We start from the raw sequence: 17,647 nt of genomic DNA, 5'->3' as shown, positions 1-17,647 counted from the left end.
CTTCGTTGTTATCGCATGCGTTTGGCTGATTGTGTCTGCCCTGCGGGTGCCGCATCGCGTTCGCCATGCAAGGGCTTGTCCGGATCGATATCGGGAATGGCTGCAATGAGCGCTGCGGTATAGGCATGCTTCGGGCGGGAGAAGATCTCCTGCGAGCGGCCTTCTTCGACGATCTCGCCGCGATACATCACAACGGTTCGCTCACAGAGGTCGCGCACGATGGCGAGGTCGTGAGCGATGAAGATCAAGGTCAGGTTTATCCGGCGCGTCAGTTCGCGGAAGAGATCGATGATCTGCGCTTGGATGGTGACATCGAGGGCAGCCACGCATTCGTCGGCGATGATGAGCTTCGGATCGACCGCAAGCGCCCTTGCAATGCCGGCACGTTGGCATTGGCCACCGCTCATGCTGCGCGGCTTGCGATCGGCGAATTCGCGCTCCAGCCCCACGAGATCCAGCAACTCGCCGATGCGCGCGGGGATGTCGGACTTTGCGATCTTGCCCTGGACTTTCAGCACCTCGGCAAGCGTCTGGCCGATCGTCAGCCGCGGGTTAAGCGCATTGAAGGGGTCCTGGAAGACCATGGCGGTTTCGCGCCGGAGCCTTGCGAGGCCAGCGCTCTTCTGCTGGGTCAGATCGACACCATCGAACGTGACGTGACCGGAGGAAATCGGGGTAAGGCCGAGAACGGCACGCGCAAGCGTGCTCTTGCCGCTGCCGGATTCTCCGACGATGCCGATGGTTTCGCCCGGCATGACCTGCAGGCTGACGCCGGAAACGGCGCTGACCGTCTTTGCGCCGCTGCCCCTATAGAGACCGCCGCCGACCCTGAAGTCGACACGCAGGTCATCGATTTCGAGCAGCGGCTTGGTTGACGTTTTCGGCCTGGTTGGCTCCGATTGCGTTGCAGCTTCGTCGGGCAGGGAAGGGTGGCTGTTGATCAGGTCGATCGTATAGGGATTTTCAGGCCGGCTGAGGATCGTCCTTTTGGGACCCTGTTCGAGCAGCCGGCCGTTGCGCATGACGGCGATCCTGTCGCAGGTCTGGGCGACGATGCCGAGATCGTGGGTGATGAGGATGATCGAAAGCCCGCGCTTGTCGCGAATGTCGATCAACAGTCGCAGGATCTGCGCTTGGATGGTGACGTCGAGCGCTGTCGTCGGCTCATCGGCGATCAGGATCTTAGGGTTGCAGGAGAGTGCGACACCGATCATGGCGCGCTGCCGCATTCCGCCGGAAAACTCGTGCGGATAGCTGTCATACTGTCTTTTGGGATCGGGAAAGCCGACCTGCTCAAGGATCTCGGTCGCGGCTGCGCGCGCCTCGCGTGCCTTGAGACCTTGATGATAGCGGATGCCTTCGGCGATCTGGTCGCCGATGCGCATGACGGGATCGAGATGGCTTGTCGGATTCTGGAAGATCATGCCGATCTCGCCGCCACGCACCTCGAGCATCTCGGCATCGCTGATTTCCGTCAGTTCCCGCCCTTCGAGGCGGATGGAGCCACTGTCGATCTTCAGAAGCGACGATGGCAGCAGTCGCAGCAGCGAACGGCACAGGAGGCTCTTGCCCGAGCCGCTCTCGCCAACAAGGCCAAGTATCTCGCCCTTGCAAAGATCGAGCGAAACGCCGTCGATCAGCGTGCGGGCACCATCGTCTAGGCGGGCCTTAACCACGAGGTCGCGGACGGAGAGGATGGGCTCGCTCATTCATGCACCCCGAGCAGTTCGCCGAGCGCATCGCCCAGCATGCTGAAGCCAAAGGCGAGGCAGACGATGGACAGGCCGGGAAACAGCGTGATCCACCAGGCCGTGGTGATGAAGCTCTGGCCTTCCGCGACCATGACGCCCCATTCGGCAAGTGGCGGCTGAACGCCGAGGCCGAGATAGCTGACGGCCGCACCGCTTAGGAGCACCAGAACGGCGTCCGACATGGAAAAGACGATCGAGCCGGCAATGGCATTCGGCAGCAGGTGACGGAACATGATCCTGGGCCGGCTGAAGCCGAGACTGACGGCGGCAATGGCATAATCGCTGCCCTTCAGCACCAGCATTTGTGCGCGGATCAGGCGCGCATAGGAAACCCAGCCGACGAGAGCCATGGCGATATAGAAGCTGCTGAGCCCCGGTCCCAGAATGGCGATGATCGACAGCATCAGCACCAGGAAAGGGAAGGCGAGGATGATATCGACGATGCGCATGAAGAGCGCATCGACAATGCCGCCGAAGAAGCCGCCGATGGTGCCGACCGTGGTGCCGATCAGAAAGGGGAAAAGCACGCCGATCACGGCGATCTGCAGATCGATGCGCACTCCCCAGATGACGCGCGAAAGAATATCGCGCCCGAAATTGTCCGTGCCGAACGGATGCAGGAACGACGGTGCCTGCAGACGCATGTCGGCATTCTGGAATATCGGGTCATAGGGAGCGACGATCGGTGCTGAAATCGCCAGAAGAAGGAAGAACAGAAGGATGCCTCCGCCAAGCGTCAGCGTCAGGTGTTTTCCGAAGAGCCTGTTCAAGCCGAGGGAGGTTGTCGCTGTCGTGCCGATGCTCATAGCTTCACCCGCGGATCGACGGCGACCGTGACGATATCGGCGAGGAAATTGACCAGCACCGTGGCGCAGGCAAACACCATCGCCACGCCCTGGACGACCATGTAGTCGCGCGAGAAGATGGCGCGCACCAGCAGTTGACCCATGCCGGGCAGGGCAAAGACGCTTTCGACGACGACCGTGCCGCCGATCAGCCAGCCGATGTTGACCGCAAGCAGGTTGATTGATGGCACCAGCGAGTTCGGCACGACATGCCGCCAGAAGACGATGCCCTCAGGCATACCCCGGGCGCGGGCCGCAGTCGCCACATCCGATTTCAAGGATTCGATCATCGCCGCCCGCAGGCTGCGGGTGAGCACGGTTGAAAGCGATAGCGCAACCGTCAGGGCCGGCAGGATGAGATGGGCGATCTTCTCGCCGATCGTCGAGCCATATCCCGAGACCGGCAGCATCCCGAGTTGAACGCTGAACAGGATGATCAGCATCAGCCCCAGCCAGAAGGGCGGGAAGCCGATGCCGAAGGTCGAGACCACGCGCACGATGTGATCCGGTGCGCGCCCGACATTGCGTGCGGCAATCGCCGACATCGGCACGGCAATCAGGATCGACAGGATGACGCTCGAGACGACCAGCGAGACGGTCGGTTCGATCCGCGTCGAAATCAGCGGCAGCACGTCGATCTTGTAGAGGATCGATTTGCCCATCTCGCCATTGCCGAGATTTCTGATGAAATAGAAATATTGCAGCCACATCGGCTGATCGAGGCCGTATTGCGCGCGAATGCTGGCAAGCGCTGTCGGGGTGGCGCGTGTGCCGAGGATATTGCGCGCGGGATCGCCGGGAATGAGGCGGACCAGAACGAATGTGATGACGCTGATGCCGAAGAGGACAGGCAGGAACTGCAGCGGTCGCGTCAGTACGAATCTATAGCGATGCATGGCGGCGATCGCCCCCTTGTCGTCGGTGGGATTGGATCACCTTAGCTTGCATCAGCTTGCCCTATGCCGCGACAGGAAGTCGAGGAGCGCCGGATAGTAATCCCACGGGTTCTCATAGAAAGGCATGTGGCTGGCATTGGCGAAGACCTTGAGTTCGGCATCCTTCAAGGCACGCTTCATCCTGAGCGCACAGGCCGGCGTCAATTCGTCATGTTCGCCCGCCGTGATCAGCACCGGCATGGCAAGCTGCGGAAGGTCCGGAATGCGGTTCCAGTCCTTGAGATTGCCGATATAGAGAAATTCATTCGGCCCCTGCATCGTCTCGTAGGGACCCATGTTCCAATCGTCGAGCGAGCGGCGGACGGGTGCCGGCCATTCCGGCAGACGGCAGACATGGCGATAATTGAGGATGGTGACGGCGGCGAGATATTCGGGGTGATTATAGGTGCCCTGCGCCTCGTGCTTCTGCATCATGGCGACCGTTTCCGGACCGAGTGCCGCGCGCAGCCGCTCCAGCTCGGAAATCAGGTGCGGCATATCGGCGACGGTATCTTCGAGGATCAGCGTCTTGAGGTTCTCGGGATAGGTCAAAGCATAATCGATTGCCAGCCAGCCGCCCCAGGAGTGACCGAGCAGATGGACCTTGCCGAGGCCGAGCGCCTTGCGGACAGTCTCGGTCTCCTCGACATAGCGGCCGATGGTCCACAAACCCTTGTCTGTTGGGCGGTCTGAGGCGCCGGTGCCGAGCTGGTCGAAGGCGACGACCCTGTACCCCTTGTCGATCAGGCAGGAATGCGCCTCGCGCAGATAGTCGCAGGGCAAGCCTGGGCCGCCATTCAGGCAGTAGACCGTCTCCGGCCCGCTGCCGAAGCTGTAGGCAACCACCTTGTAGCCATCGACCTCGACGACATACCGCGCCTCCGGCTCAATTTCACGCCACATTGATAACTCCGGCGAAAGATTCTGCTTGCTCAATATTTGAGCATGGCTAAATTTTTACCTTAAACCGTGCTCGGCACCAGCTATAAGAAGTGATAGGTTGGGAGGTCGCAGGCACAGACGGGAACCGCTGCATGTTCGATCAAATCGGAACCATCAGGCGCCAGTTCACGGCGCATCAGACGCTGGACGGCCGTATCGATCATATCTTCGAGAGCATGAAGGCGATCGGTTTCGAGGCTTTGATCTACGATTATTCGCCGGTGCCCTACGACCTAGACGGCAAGATCATGATCCCTTCGCTTCTGAAGCTCAGGAACATCTCCGACGACATGTATGAATATTGGTTCGATCGCGGCTATTTCCGCATCGATCCCGTACAGCAAGTGGCGCTACGGACTTCGGCGCCGTTCTTCTGGAATTACGATCCCGATGCCGATACGCTGATCAAGCGCTTCATGAGCGAGGACACGGTTCCCGTCGCGCGCTACCTGAGTGAGCGCGACATGTCGACGGGTGTCACAGTGCCTGTGCACATGCCGCGCGGCGATTATGCGACGGTCACCGGAGTTCGTTTTGGTACCAACAAGGAGTTCGAGCGCGACGCCCTGCGCTATATCGCTGATTTCAACCTGCTTGCGCATGTCTTTCATGAGACGGCCTATTCGCTCTTTGATACCGCAGCGCTGAGTGTCGGCAAAATCCGGCTGACGGAGCGCGAGAGGGAATGCCTGCGCTATTCCGCCGAGGGCTATTCCGCCAAGGAGATCTCGCGCATCATCGATCGCTCGGTGCCGACCGTCGTCATGCACTTGAATGCCGCGGCAAAGAAGCTCGGCGCCAAGAACCGCACGCAGGCAGTCGTCCGGGCCACGCATTATCGCCTGCTGGACGCACAGCCATCCTATAACTTGTGATAGCTGCCGTACCCGTTTCGGCCGCGTTATGGTCTGGTCCATCGAAGCCTGGAGATGGAGAGATACGTGGCCGCAATCCCGACGCAGGAAGCCTTTCTGCCCTTCCGTGAATACCGGACATGGTACCGCATCACCGGCTCGCTCGATTCCGGCAGGCTGCCGCTCGTCGTCGCCCATGGCGGGCCGGGCTGCACTCATGACTACGTCGACAGCTTCAAGGGCATTGCCGAAATCGATGGCCGCGCCGTCATCCACTATGATCAACTCGGCAATGGCAAGTCCACGCGCCTGCCGGAGAAAGGCCCCGACTTCTGGACGCCGGCGCTTTTCCTCGATGAGCTGGATGCGTTATTAAGGCATCTCGGCATTCAGGAGCGCTACGCCTTTCTCGGGCAATCCTGGGGCGGCATGCTGGGTGCCGAACATGCGGTGCGTCGACCAAAGGGTCTCAAGGCGCTCGTGATCGCCAATTCGCCGGCCAACATGCATACCTGGGTGGCGGAAGCGAACCGCCTTCGCGAGGAGCTGCCGCAGGAGGTGCAGGACACGCTGCTGAAGCACGAACGGGCTGGCACGATCACCGATCCGGAATATATCGCCGCTTCCCGCGTCTTTTACGATCGCCATGTCTGCCGTGTCGTGCCTTGGCCGGAGGAGGTTGCTCGCACCTTCGCCACCATGGACGAGGACAATACCGTCTACCGCAATATGAACGGCCCGACCGAGTTTCACGTCATCGGCACCATGAAGGATTGGACGATCGAAGACAGGCTTGCCCTTATCGAAGCACCGACCTTGCTGATTTCGGGCAAGTATGACGAGGCGACGCCGCTGGTGGTCAAGCCCTATGTCGATGGCGTGAGGGGTTGCGAGTGGGTGCTCTTTGAAAATTCGAGCCATATGCCGCATGTCGAAGAGAAGGATCTTTGCCTGAAGACGGTTTCAAGTTTCCTGGAGCGGCATGACTGATCGTTGGGCCTTAACAGTGTAGCTAATCCCGATGCCAGGCTCGCTTCTTCCGCGTGGACCAATCGGATTCCATAGCGGAATAGCGCGCTGTCCTAGATCGGTTTGTGGAGCATAGGGCGGCCGTTGTCGAAGCTCTTGCGCCCCTTTTTCCAGCCGGCAATCACTCGGGCAATCTCGCGCACGGCCGCACCGGGGCCGGCACTGTCGAGGAGCACGATCGTCGCTTCGTCGCCGGCCTGCAGACGCGTGCTGCCGTCGCGTTGGCCCGCTGCCATTCCGCTCACCATGTCGAAAGCCAGGCTCATATCTTCGTCACGCGAAAGCTGGGCGACATTGGCGTAAAGATTGGCCATGCGAATGAGCGAAGCGTCGCCATAGGGCGTGAAGGGATTGAGAATATTGTTGGTCGCGATGGAGGTGACGACCCCTCTTTTTGCGAGCAGATGGGCCGGCGCTACGCCACGTGGAATCAGCCGGTCTTGACCTCGGCCCATGAGGAACAAATCGGTCGCCGGAAGCACCGATAAAGCGATCCCTGCTTTTACCAGGTCGTTGGCAATGGCAAGAATCTGCGCCTGTGGCATGGCCGACAGATTGGTGACGTGGCCGATCGATACGCGGCCCTGCCAGCCATGACGGAGCGTCGCGTCAATCACGTCAGGCAGATCGGTTCGATCCGGATCGAGACTGAAATCGAGATGAAAGTCGACCGCGACATTGTGCTTTACGGCAAGGGCAAAAATCATGTCCACGTGCCGGCCGGGGGAGGGATCTGTATAGGGGCAGCCGCCGACCAGATCCGCACCATCGGCAAGTGCTGCGTCGAGCATATCGTATGTTTGGGGTTCGTTCGTAAGCCCGTCCTGGGCAAAGGCACAGATTTCGATGTCGATCGCGAAGGCATAATCCCGACGGAGACGCTTGATCGCTTCAAAGGAGCGGAAGCCCGCGCGCGGATCGATTTCGACGAAGGTGCGCATCCGCGTCGTGCCATGGGATATCGCTTTCTCCACGACGCGCGCAGCGCGCGAATAAACATCGGCTTCTTCGAAGCCTGCCTTCGCTTTGGCGACTTCCCGCACGGCCTCAGTCAGTGTCCCCTCGCACATTGCGCAACGATCGAGAATGCAGGCCTTGTCGAGATGAATGTGGGTATCGACAAATCCGCCAAAGGCGAAGCTTCCCCCGCCGTCTACGTTCGATACTGCGTCACATCGAATGCGGGGTTCGATGGCTGCAATCCGGTCATCCCGCACGCCGATGTCGACGAAATCGCCATCTTCTACAACACGGACATTTCGAATGATGAGATCGAACGGTTGGCCGTTGGCGCTCACAGCAGGATCGCGCCTCCGTCGCTCCGCGGATCATGCGCGCCGTCAATCGCCCCGTCTTCGCCGATGCGGATGATACCGGCTTGGCCCCCAAGTGGACTGAAGGCGTCGATGGTGGAGATCTCATGCCCCATGGCTGCGAGGGCAGAAACCGTTTCGGCGCCAATATTTTCCTCGATCTTTAAGCTATCCCGACTGTCGGAAAATGTGCGGCCGAGCAAGAAGCGCGGGCGTGCGAGTGCTGCAGCGGGATCAAGGCCGTGGTCGATCAGCAGGCTGAGCAGCAGCGACAGGGTCTGGGGTTGACCGTCCGCGCCCTGTGTGCCGTAGACCAGATGCGGACGCCCGTCCTTCAGCGCAAGGCCCGGGTTGAGCGTATAGAAAGGACGCTTTCCCGGTTGGATGCAATTGGGATTTACCGGATCGGTGCTGAAGGCCGCCCCTCTGTTTTGCCAGAGGAGGCCAGTGTCGCCGACCACTACGCCGCTGCCCCAGTCGAAATAGAGGCTTTGCAGCAGAGAGGCGCATCTTCCATTGGCATCCACGGCGGCAAGCAGCGCTGTATCGCCGTGTCGATAATCTTGTGGCCAAGGCAGGGCTCGTGCCGGATCGATCGCCGCAGCCTTGGCGGCAAGGCGCATTGGATCGAGGAGGTATTTCGAGGCGTCCTCGGCGAAACGAGGATCGGCGATCGCATGCCGATCGAGGAACGCCTGTTTCACGGCTTCGACCAGCGCATGATAATAGGCTGGACCGTCAGGTCGGAAATTCGCCATCGGCAGATGGTCGAGCACACCCATGATGGCGAGGGTGGTTATTCCTTGCGTCGGAGGGGGTGGAGCAAGAAGTATCGTGTCGCGATACGCCTTCTGGAGAGGAGCCGCGACATCAGTCCGCGTGGCAGCAAGATCTGCGGCCGAAAGAGGAGAGCCGGCCTCGGCAAGCCCGTTTACAATTCGACGGGCGAGAGCCCCCTCATAGAATTCGCGGGTGCCGTGACGCGCTATGGCTTTGAGCGTCTGCGCCAAGGCAGGCTGGTGCTGGATGCCGCCGGACTGGAAGAGCCCGGTAAAGCCCGGCCAGCCCTCCAGTTCATCGCGCCGGAATTCGTACCAGAAGGCTTGCGACCTGCTGACTTCGAAGCCGGCGTCCGCCAGTGCGATGGCGTCATCGAGAAGGGCCGGCAATCGCTCCGTGCCGCCCCATTCGTCGGCGGAATAGGCAAGCACTTTCTCCCAACTATCCACGAGGCAGGCCGTCGTCAGGGTAGAGGCTGCGCCCCGCAAAAGTATGTCTCCACGCGGAATGGCCGCAGCCGCCTGCCCGATGCCGAGGAAAGTCTGTGCATTGCCTATTTCGTCCGCCACCAGCCAGACAGCGTCACCGCCGAGCCCGCAGAAATGGGGGTAGGTTACCGATAGAGCAGCTCCGGCCGCGACCAGTGCCTCAATCGCATTGCCGCCGCGTCTGAGCACTTTCGCGCCTGCTTCGCTGGCCTGCCAATGCGGTGTCGCAATCATGGCGCGGGACGATGGCGAATTGGTTTGAGCGATCTGTCTGGTGGAGGGAATCATGAAATCAGCGGTCGCACTGATGGCGATGATGTCTTGTTCGGCATTGGTAAATCCTGGCGGCATGGTCTGGAAAACCGGACATGCAATACCGATGCCATAAGGCGACGCAGCCGGACGATCATGATTCAAGCCATTGTATCTATTCAGAATAAATCAGTTCCTTGTCGCCAAGGCGGCAAAGATGCCAAGGGCCGATCTTGCGTTCATGCCTCAGCGAGTGCCCAGGAATTCGCATGCTCGTGTATTGGTGATGGAAAAAGTGGCGGTTCAGCCCCCGATGCAGTCCGGAAGACGCCGCTGCCATTGGATGACGCGCTGGACTGTCTGCGAGTGCCACCCGCAATCTCGATCGCAGCGCACTACACCGCTGCCTGCGCCAAAGTGATGCTCGGATGCCTCCGTCACCGCCTCCAGCAATGAAGACGGTGATGAATGACTTTTTCAGCCATGAGAGGGGATGACAAAGCCGTTCGCTCTCCTATTCTCACGGAGCAGATCATTTCTTTGATATCGGCAGCCGCCGATTTCGATCTTGACCTTGGGAGGACATCATGACGCGCACGGTGATTATCGGTGCAACGGGCCATATCGGCACCTATCTCGTGCCGCGGCTCGTGGAAGCAGGGCATGAGGTCGTGGCGATCAGCCGCGGCCACGCCAAACCCTATTCGCCGAACAAAGCGTGGAATGATGTGGAGATGCAGGCGATGGATCGCTCCGCCATGGAGAAGGAGGGCAGCTTCGGTCGAGCCATTCGCGCCTTGAAACCGGATATCGTCATCGACATGATCTGCTTCACGCTCGATAGCGCAAGGCATCTGACTGAGGCGCTCACCGATCATGTCGGCCATTTCCTGCATACGGGTACGATCTGGACACATGGATTTTCGACCGTGGTTCCGACGCCGGAAGAGGCGCCGAAGCGGCCCTTCGGCGACTATGGCATCCAGAAGGCGGCGATCGAAGCGCATCTGCTCGAGGAGGCGCGCCGCAGGGGATTTCCCGCAACCCTGATCCATCCCGGCCATATTGTCGGTCCAGGCTGGGAGCCTCTTAATCCCGCCGGGCATTTCAATCTGTCGGCGTTTTCGACATTGGCGCGCGGTGAAACCCTCGTCCTGCCGAATTTCGGCCTGGAGACAGTCCACCACGTTCATGCCGACGATGTCGCGCAAATGTTCATGGGCGCTATCGCCAATTGGCGGGCCTCGACAGGAGAGGCTTTCCATGCGGTTTCAAGCGGTGCGCTGACGCTTAGAGGCTATGCCGAAGCGATGTCGCGCTGGTTCGGACATGAGCCGAAGCTGGAATTCCTGCCCTATGAAGCATGGGCCGAAGGCCAGTCGGCGGAAGATGCGCAGGCGACCTGGGAGCACATTGCCAGAAGCCCGAATTGCTCGATTGCGAAGGCCGAGAGGCTGCTTGGATACCGGCCGCGCTATACGTCGCTGCAGGCCGTTCAGGAGGCGGTTACCTGGCTGATGGAGAATGGTCGGATCGGTTGAAAGGCCAGTCTTTAAGCCTGGTCAGTGGTTTTGAGCCAGGCATCCATGCCTTTTGCTGCAGCATGACCAGTCGCAAAGCAGGCCGTCAGAAGATAGCCGCCGGTCGGCGCTTCCCAATCGATCATTTCTCCGGCCGCGAACAGGCCGGGAAGTTTCTTCAGCATGTATCTCTCGTCGAGCTCATCCCAGCGAATGCCGCCGGCAGACGAGATGGCTTCGGCAATGGGCCTTGGCCTCAGCAACGGAATCGGCAGGGCTTTGATCAGGCGGGCAAGCGTTTCCGGATGCGAGAGAACGGCGGGCTCGGCAAGCTCGCGCAAAAGGCCCGCCTTGACGCCCTCGATGCCGGCGCCCTTGCGCAGGCGATTGGAGAAGCTGGCCTTTGGGTCCTGCCGCGCCAGATCGCGCGCCAAGCGCACCTCATTGCGTCCGGGCGCCAGATCGACAATGAGCGAAGCCTCGCCCATTTTTGCCAACCGGTCGCGCAACGAGGCGGCATGCGCATAAACCAGACTGCCCTCGATTCCCGTTTTCGAGATGACGAATTCGCCGGGAAAAGTCCCTTCTTCCGATGTTGCCGTCACGGATTTGAGGGGTTCGCCGGCAAAGCGCTCGCTGAAGGTCGCATTCCAGGTGACGTCGAAACCGCAATTGGCCGGCTGGAAGGCGGCGATATCGATGCCTTTGTCGCGAAGCCAGCTGACCCATGCCGCATCCGATCCGAGCCGGGCATAGCTTGCCCCGCCGAGTGCCAGCAGAACGGCGTCATGATGCACGAGCTCGCGCCCGTTCGGTGTTTCGAAGACCAGGCCGCCATCTTCGAAGCCGCACCAGCGATGCCGCGTCATGATGCTGACATTACGCGCCTCCAGCCCTGCCAGCCAGGCACGCAGCAGCGGCGAGGCCTTCATGACTTTTGGGAAGACGCGGCCGGACGAGCCGATGAAGGTTTCCGTTCCCAGGCCTTTCGCCCAGGCTCTGATGTCATCCGGTTGGAAATCGTCAAGCGCTGCGCGCAATCGGGACGAGGCGGCGCCGAAGCGGTTGGCAAAGACATCGTAATCTTCCGAATGCGTGATGTTGAGACCGGATTTTCCGGCCAGCAGAAACTTGCGCGCAACCGTCGGCATGGTGTCGTAGATCACGACGCGATGGCCAAGCCGCGATAAGGTCTCTGCCGCCATCAACCCGGCAGGGCCGCCGCCAATGATTGCAATTTGCTTTTTTGTCATACTCACCCGGTGCCGCTTGCCTACTGTTCTCTAGGGCCGGATGGGGGCCGAACGCAAGATCGCCGCCGTCCCGGTCCAATCTCACTGTCGTTGAGCCGGGTTACGGCAGCGCCGGAAATCCCACGTTTCCTCTCGTATCCCGTGCCATATCCACGTTTAAATCGATATAACCATATGGTTACTATTGCTTCTGATTCACCGGGGGCTGTCAACTTATGCGATGATCGGTTACTTATCGGCGTGAGGGTGGGCCGCATAAGCCTTACGAAATGCCGCCGGGAGCCATGATGTCAGAAGCCAAGACCGTGAAGCGCAGCGCAAGGAATGCAGGCCTTGCGAATGCAGAGAAAGCTCCCTCGCGCGCAGCTTCGGAACGGCCCCGTCTCAGGGATGCGGAACGCACCAGCAAGGCGATTTTGGCGGCCGCGACCAAGGAATTTGCCGAGCGCGGCTATGGCGGTGCTCGCGTCGATGCCATCGCCGAACGGGCGAAAATCAATAAGCGGATGCTCTATCACTATTTCGGCGGTAAGGATGCGCTCTACGTCGCCGTTCTGGAAGGCAGCTATATCGCCATCCGTTCGGCGGAAGCACGGCTCGATCTCTCGCATCGCTCCCCTGCAGACGGCTTGCGGGAGCTCGTCGTCTTCACCTGGCAATATTTTCTGGATCACCCGGAATTCCTAGGAATCCTCAGCACGGAAAACATGCATAAGGCCCGCTTCCTGAAGCGTTCGGCGCGCATTTTCGAGCTGCACTCGCCGCTGGTGTCGGAGATCTCCGGCTTGCTGGACCGCGGCGCGGCCGCGGGCGTATTCCGCAGCGGCTGCGATCCGGTGAAGATCTATATGAGCATCGCGGCCCTCGGCTCGTTCTTCCTGACGAACCGTTGGACGCTCTCGACGATCTTCCGTCGCAATCTCTCGGACAAGAGCGAAATCGACGCCTGGGGGGAGCATATCGTCGACGTGATTTTCGCCTATCTGCGTCCCTGAAATCTCCCGCGCAACAGACTCAGCAACGATAGACGATTGCCGCTGTGACCATTGACGATGGCCGTTGACAGCATGGCTTTGCCATGTCAGTTATGTAACTATATAGTTATTTACGGGAGGAAGAAACTCATGGCAACGAAGCCGATCGGCATCATCATGCACGGCATTACCGGCCGCATGGGCTATAACCAGCATCTCGTGCGTTCCATCCTGGCGATCCGCGAACAGGGCGGCGTTCTTTTATCGAACGGCGACAGGCTGATGCCGGAGCCGGTGCTTGTCGGCCGCAATGCTGAGAAGATCGAGGCGATTGCCCGCAAGCACGGTCTGTCCAAGACGACGACCGATCTCGATGCCGCTCTTGCCGATCCCAGCAATACGATCTTCTTCGATGCCGGTTCGACGCAGATGCGCGTCGAGCTTCTCGAGAAGGCGATTGCGGCCGGCAAGCATGTCTATTGCGAGAAGCCGATCTCGGAGACGCTGGAGGAGGCGCTCTCGGTTGCGGCTTCGGCAGAGCGTCGCGGCGTCAAGAACGGTGTCGTCCAGGACAAGCTCTTCCTGCCTGGCTTGCGCAAGATCGCCATGCTGCGCGATAGCGGCTTCTTCGGCAAGATTCTCTCCGTGCGCGGCGAATTCGGCTATTGGGTTTTCGAAGGCGATTGGGGCGTCAAGGCACAGCGCCCATCCTGGAACTATCGCAAAAAAGATGGCGGCGGCATGATCCTCGATATGTTGCCGCATTGGCGTTATGTGCTCGACAATCTCTTTGGTGAAGTCAAGTCGGTCAGCTGCCTCGGCGCCACACATATTCCAAGCCGCGTCGACGAGAACGGTAACACCTATGTCGCCGATGCTGACGATGCCGCCTATGCTACCTTCGAACTCGAGGGCGGCGTTATCGCCCATATCAACTCCTCCTGGGCGGTGCGTGTACGCCGCGACGATCTCGTCACCTTCCAGGTCGACGGCACCCATGGATCCGCCGTCTGCGGCCTGATGCGCTGCTGGACACAGCATCGCGTCAACACGCCGAAACCGGTCTGGAACCCCGATCAGCCGCAGCCAATCAATTTCTTCGATACCTGGGAAGAGGTGCCTGACACGCAAGCCTTCGACAATGGTTTCAAGGCGCAATGGGAGCAGTTCCTGTGCCATGTGGCCGAGGACGCGCCCTGGAAGTTCACGCTGCGCGAGGGCGCCAAGGGCGTGCAGCTGGCAGAGCTGGCACAGAAGAGCTGGGCGGAACGTCGCTGGGTCGACGTGCCTTCCCTTTCGGCCTGCTAGGAGGCTGATCTCATGGAGAGAAGCCTTCACTTGCCAAGGGCGGACGGCACGATCACTGCCTTCTCGCCCGTCAATGAGCCGTTGATCGCGCCTGTAAAACCGACGGGCGGCCATCACTTCAATCGCGTGGCCTATGCGGCGGCGCATGTCGTGGTCGATGCGCTTGCGGACAACGATCCCTGGCTTGACCGCAACATCGACTGGGAGCGCACGATCGCCTTCCGCGAATATCTCTGGGGTCTCGGCCTCGGCGTCGCGGAAGCGATGGATACCGCACAGCGCGGCATGGGACTCGACTGGACCGGCGCAAAGGAGCTGATCGCGCATGCGCAGTCGGCCGCCCGCGGCCGGCCGGATGCCGTGATCGCCTATGGCGCCGGGACTGATCATCTGCAGCCCGGTCCCGATGTCACGATCGATGATGTCATCCGCGCCTATGAGGAACAGGTCGCTTATGTCGAAGGACAGGGCGGCCGCGTCATTCTCATGGCGAGCCGGGCTCTGGCGGCAGTCGCCAAGAGCCCGGACGACTATGTCAGGGTCTACGACCGCATCCTCGGTCAGGTCAAAGAGCCCGTCATCATTCATTGGCTCGGCTCGATGTTCGATCCGGCCCTGGCGGGCTATTGGGGCTCGGCCGACGACATGCTGGCCATGAAGACGGCAACAGCGATCATCAATCAGAACGCAGCCAAGGTCGATGGCGTGAAGATTTCGCTGCTTTCGGCAGAGAAGGAAATCATCATGCGCCGCCGGCTCGATCCGTCGGTCAAGATGTATACCGGCGACGATTTCAACTACGCAGAACTGATCGCCGGTGACGAGCAGGGCTATTCGCATGCCCTGCTCGGCATCTTCGATGCCATCGCGCCGGCAGCGAGCGCAGCTCTCGCAAAGCTCGCTCAGAACGACCTCGACGCCTTCCACGCGATCCTGGCGCCGACCGTCCCGCTATCGCGCCATATCTTCAAGGCACCGACGCGCTTCTATAAGACAGGTGTCGTCTTCCTCGCCTATCTTAACGGCTTCCAGGACCATTTCCAGATGCTCGGCGGCCAGCAGAGCGCCCGCTCGATCCAGCATCTTTCGGAGCTGTTCCGTCTGGCGGACACGGCGCGCGTACTGCGTGATCCGGATCTCGCAGTCTATCGCATGAAGGCAATCCTTGCCACCATCGGCATCGACTAGCGGATAAGAATGGGGGAGGATCACGATGGCCGTAGAGGGTCTGTCCATCAATCTGGCGACGGTGCGCCAGCAATATGACATGCGCCAGGCGGTCGAAGCCTGCCTGAAGCAGGATATCGTCGCTATCGCGCCCTGGCGCGATCAGGTGCATAAGATCGGGCTTTCGGAGGCTGCTCGCATCGTCGCCGACAACAAGCTCAAAGTGACTGGCCTTTGCCGCGGCGGCATGTTTCCCGCGGCAAGCGCCGAGGGTAGGGCGGCTGCAATCGACGACAACAAGCGGGCGATCGACGAAGCGGCGGCGCTGAATGCCGATTGTCTCGTCCTTGTTGTCGGTGGCCTGCCGGAAGGATCGAGGGATATCACGCATGCCCGCGAGATGGTAGCGGACGGTATCGCGGCGATCCTGCCACATGCGCGCAGCGCCGGTATTCCGATCGCGATTGAGCCGTTGCATCCTATGTATGCGGCCGACCGCGCCTGCGTGAACACGCTGGAGCAGGCGCTCGACATCTGCGATCTCCTCGGCGAAGGCATTGGCGTCGCGATCGATGTCTACCATGTCTGGTGGGACCCGAAGCTTTATCAGCAGATCGCGCGCGCTGGCGCCGGTGGCCGCATCCTGGCGCATCACATCTGCGACTGGCTCGTGCCGACCACGGACCTGCTGCTCGATCGCGGCATGATGGGCGACGGTGTCATCGACTTGAAAGGCATCCGCGCCGAGATCGAAAAGGCCGGCTTCTTCGGCCTGCAGGAGGTCGAGATCTTCTCTCAGAATAATTGGTGGAAGCGCCCGGGTGAGGAGGTCCTCTCCACCTGCATCGAGCGTTTCCGCAGTGTTTGCTGAGTGGCAGTACCCAGGATCGATAACAAAAAACCGGACCAGCAAGTGGCCCGGCTCTTTTTCGAAGCGATGAGGTGACGGCTTACTCGGCCGAAACGATCTTGCCGCCTTCCCATTTGTAGAGCGAGAAGCTCTGCGAGGTCAGGTCGCCGGTTTCGCCGTAGGTGACCTTGCCGATGGCGGTGTCGATCGGTTCGCCTTTCTTCAGAGCGGTACCGACTGCTTCGGCATCGTCTGCCTTGCCGGCCTTCTCGATGCCGGCCTTCAACACCTGCACGGCAGCATAGGCGTTCAGCGTGAAGGCTTCGGCCGGGATGTTGCGCGCCTTGAGGGCGGCAACGGCGCTCTGCGAATCCGGGTTCTTCAACGCGTCAGACGCGTTGGTGAAGAGCGTGCCGGCAGCCGAATCGTTGGCGATCGCCCAATATTCGGTATTGGAAAGGCCGTCGCCGCCGATGATCTGCGCCTTGACGGAGATGTCGTGCAGCTGGCGGGCCAGCAGACCTGCTTCCGGATGATAGCCGCCGAAGTAGATCACGTCGACGCCGGCCTGCTTCAGCTTTGTCGTCAGAGCGCTGTAGTCTTTCTCGCCGGGGGTCAGCGAGTCATTGACGACCTCAGTGATGCCACCTTTGTTGATCGCAGCCTTGAAGGCGTCTGCCAGGCCCTTGCCGTAAGCGCCCTTATCGTTGAGGATGGCGATCTTCTTGTCCTTGAAGTTCTTCACGACATATTCGCCGGCGACGACGGCCTGCTGGTCATCTCGGCCGCAGGTGCGGAAGATGTTCGTGAGACCACGATTGGTCAGGTCCGGAGCGGTTGCGGTCGGCGTGACCATCAGGATGCCGTTTTCGGCCAGCGCGTCCGAAACCGGAATGGCAACACCCGAAGTGACCGGGCCGACGACGAAGCGGATGCTATCGCCGACAAAGCCGTTGGCGACGGATACGCCCTGCTTCGGATCGCCGGCATCGTCGCCGAGCTTCAGGATGAGCTTCTGGCCGAGAACGCCGCCGCTCTTGTTGATTTCGTCGATGGCGGTCTGTGCGCCATTCTTGACCTGCTCGCCATAGGCAGCGACGGGGCCGGTCAGCGGCGCGATGAGGCCGATGGTGATGTCCGCATGTGCGAGAGGTGCGAAGGCCAGCGAAGCGACGAAGGTCGCGGCCGTCAATGTCTTCAGACTCATGTTAGCTCTCCTTGGATGGGCGCGGCAGCGCCCTTTGAACCCGCTCGCAATCGCCTGTCTCGACGCGCAAACTGCCGTGAGGCGTTCTTTTTAAAGAGACAAAGCTGATATCGAAGCCGATGATCGCCTTCGGACATTTTTTGATCTCGAAAGCGCTCATGAGGGTATTTTGTGTAGGA

15 protein-coding genes are annotated in these 17,647 nt (G+C 60.4%); 7 read left to right on the top strand and 8 right to left on the bottom strand.

Annotated features, from left to right (window positions below; genetic code table 11):
• Window positions 1-8: 8 nt before the first annotated feature.
• The 4 genes from JJQ51_RS11355 to JJQ51_RS11340 are packed head-to-tail and all read right to left on the bottom strand — an operon-like array spanning window position 9 to window position 4,434.
• Complete coding sequence (locus JJQ51_RS11355) at window positions 9-1,709, bottom strand: dipeptide ABC transporter ATP-binding protein (protein WP_113350519.1); 1,701 nt, start codon at window positions 1,707-1,709, stop codon at window positions 9-11.
• Window positions 1,706-2,557 (bottom strand): ABC transporter permease, encoded by an 852-nt coding sequence (locus JJQ51_RS11350; RefSeq protein ID WP_113350518.1) that lies wholly within the window; start codon window positions 2,555-2,557, stop codon window positions 1,706-1,708. The genes JJQ51_RS11355 and JJQ51_RS11350 overlap by 4 nt, the downstream gene beginning before the upstream one ends.
• The gene (locus JJQ51_RS11345) at window positions 2,554-3,492 is read right to left on the bottom strand and encodes an ABC transporter permease (protein ID WP_113350517.1); all 939 of its coding nucleotides are present in this window, start codon (window positions 3,490-3,492) and stop codon (window positions 2,554-2,556) included. Before JJQ51_RS11345 ends, JJQ51_RS11350 begins: the two co-directional genes overlap by 4 nt.
• 51 nt (window positions 3,493-3,543) lie before the next feature.
• The gene (locus JJQ51_RS11340) at window positions 3,544-4,434 is read right to left on the bottom strand and encodes a proline iminopeptidase-family hydrolase (RefSeq protein ID WP_113350516.1); all 891 of its coding nucleotides are present in this window, start codon (window positions 4,432-4,434) and stop codon (window positions 3,544-3,546) included.
• A gap of 131 nt (window positions 4,435-4,565) precedes the next feature.
• Here JJQ51_RS11340 and JJQ51_RS11335 point away from each other — a divergent pair, with 131 nt between their 5' ends.
• Window positions 4,566-5,348, top strand: coding sequence for a LuxR family transcriptional regulator (locus tag JJQ51_RS11335; protein WP_113350515.1), 783 nt, complete (start codon window positions 4,566-4,568; stop codon window positions 5,346-5,348).
• Between the two features lie 54 nt (window positions 5,349-5,402).
• Complete coding sequence (locus JJQ51_RS11330; RefSeq protein ID WP_162748752.1) at window positions 5,403-6,317, top strand: proline iminopeptidase-family hydrolase; 915 nt, start codon at window positions 5,403-5,405, stop codon at window positions 6,315-6,317.
• Between the two features lie 92 nt (window positions 6,318-6,409).
• On the opposite strand, the gene JJQ51_RS11325 is transcribed toward JJQ51_RS11330, so the two are convergent.
• A complete protein-coding gene (locus JJQ51_RS11325; RefSeq protein WP_113389391.1) occupies window positions 6,410-7,654 on the bottom strand; it encodes an amidohydrolase family protein in 1,245 nt (414 codons plus the stop codon).
• On the bottom strand, window positions 7,651-9,171 hold the full coding sequence (locus tag JJQ51_RS11320) for a gamma-glutamyltransferase family protein (protein WP_442966487.1): 1,521 nt from the start codon (window positions 9,169-9,171) through the stop codon (window positions 7,651-7,653). The genes JJQ51_RS11325 and JJQ51_RS11320 overlap by 4 nt, the downstream gene beginning before the upstream one ends.
• Before the next feature lie 605 nt (window positions 9,172-9,776).
• On the opposite strand from JJQ51_RS11320, the gene JJQ51_RS11315 reads away from it, so the two are divergent.
• Window positions 9,777-10,730, top strand: a complete 954-nt coding sequence (locus tag JJQ51_RS11315; RefSeq protein WP_269244724.1) for an NAD-dependent epimerase/dehydratase family protein — start codon at window positions 9,777-9,779, stop codon at window positions 10,728-10,730.
• Window positions 10,731-10,741: 11 nt separating this feature from the next.
• On the opposite strand, the gene JJQ51_RS11310 is transcribed toward JJQ51_RS11315, so the two are convergent.
• Window positions 10,742-11,962: a TIGR03862 family flavoprotein gene (locus tag JJQ51_RS11310; protein ID WP_145634007.1), complete on the bottom strand. Its 1,221-nt coding sequence runs from the start codon at window positions 11,960-11,962 to the stop codon at window positions 10,742-10,744.
• Window positions 11,963-12,249: 287 nt separating this feature from the next.
• On the opposite strand from JJQ51_RS11310, the gene JJQ51_RS11305 reads away from it, so the two are divergent.
• The 4 genes from JJQ51_RS11305 (at window position 12,250) to JJQ51_RS11290 (ending at window position 16,282) form a co-directional block, all read left to right on the top strand.
• On the top strand, window positions 12,250-12,957 hold the full coding sequence (locus tag JJQ51_RS11305) for a TetR/AcrR family transcriptional regulator (protein WP_113351026.1): 708 nt from the start codon (window positions 12,250-12,252) through the stop codon (window positions 12,955-12,957).
• 129 nt (window positions 12,958-13,086) lie between these two features.
• Window positions 13,087-14,244: a Gfo/Idh/MocA family protein gene (locus tag JJQ51_RS11300; protein WP_113350510.1), complete on the top strand. Its 1,158-nt coding sequence runs from the start codon at window positions 13,087-13,089 to the stop codon at window positions 14,242-14,244.
• Between the two features lie 12 nt (window positions 14,245-14,256).
• Entirely contained in the window at window positions 14,257-15,432 is a 1,176-nt protein-coding gene (locus JJQ51_RS11295; RefSeq protein ID WP_113350509.1) for a dihydrodipicolinate synthase family protein, read from the top strand.
• A 25-nt stretch (window positions 15,433-15,457) separates the two neighbouring features.
• Window positions 15,458-16,282: a sugar phosphate isomerase/epimerase family protein gene (locus JJQ51_RS11290; RefSeq protein WP_113350508.1), complete on the top strand. Its 825-nt coding sequence runs from the start codon at window positions 15,458-15,460 to the stop codon at window positions 16,280-16,282.
• Window positions 16,283-16,361: 79 nt separating this feature from the next.
• Here the strand turns inward: JJQ51_RS11290 and JJQ51_RS11285 are convergent, their stop codons facing one another.
• Window positions 16,362-17,468, bottom strand: a complete 1,107-nt coding sequence (locus tag JJQ51_RS11285; RefSeq protein ID WP_113329751.1) for a branched-chain amino acid ABC transporter substrate-binding protein — start codon at window positions 17,466-17,468, stop codon at window positions 16,362-16,364.
• Between the last annotated feature and the right edge of the window lie 179 nt (window positions 17,469-17,647).

Origin of the sequence: Rhizobium sp. AG207R (assembly GCF_027109195.1) — a bacterium.
In the GTDB taxonomy this organism is placed as follows: Bacteria; Pseudomonadota; Alphaproteobacteria; order Rhizobiales; family Rhizobiaceae; genus Rhizobium; species Rhizobium dioscoreae.
This window is presented reverse-complemented; position numbering and strand designations above follow the sequence as displayed.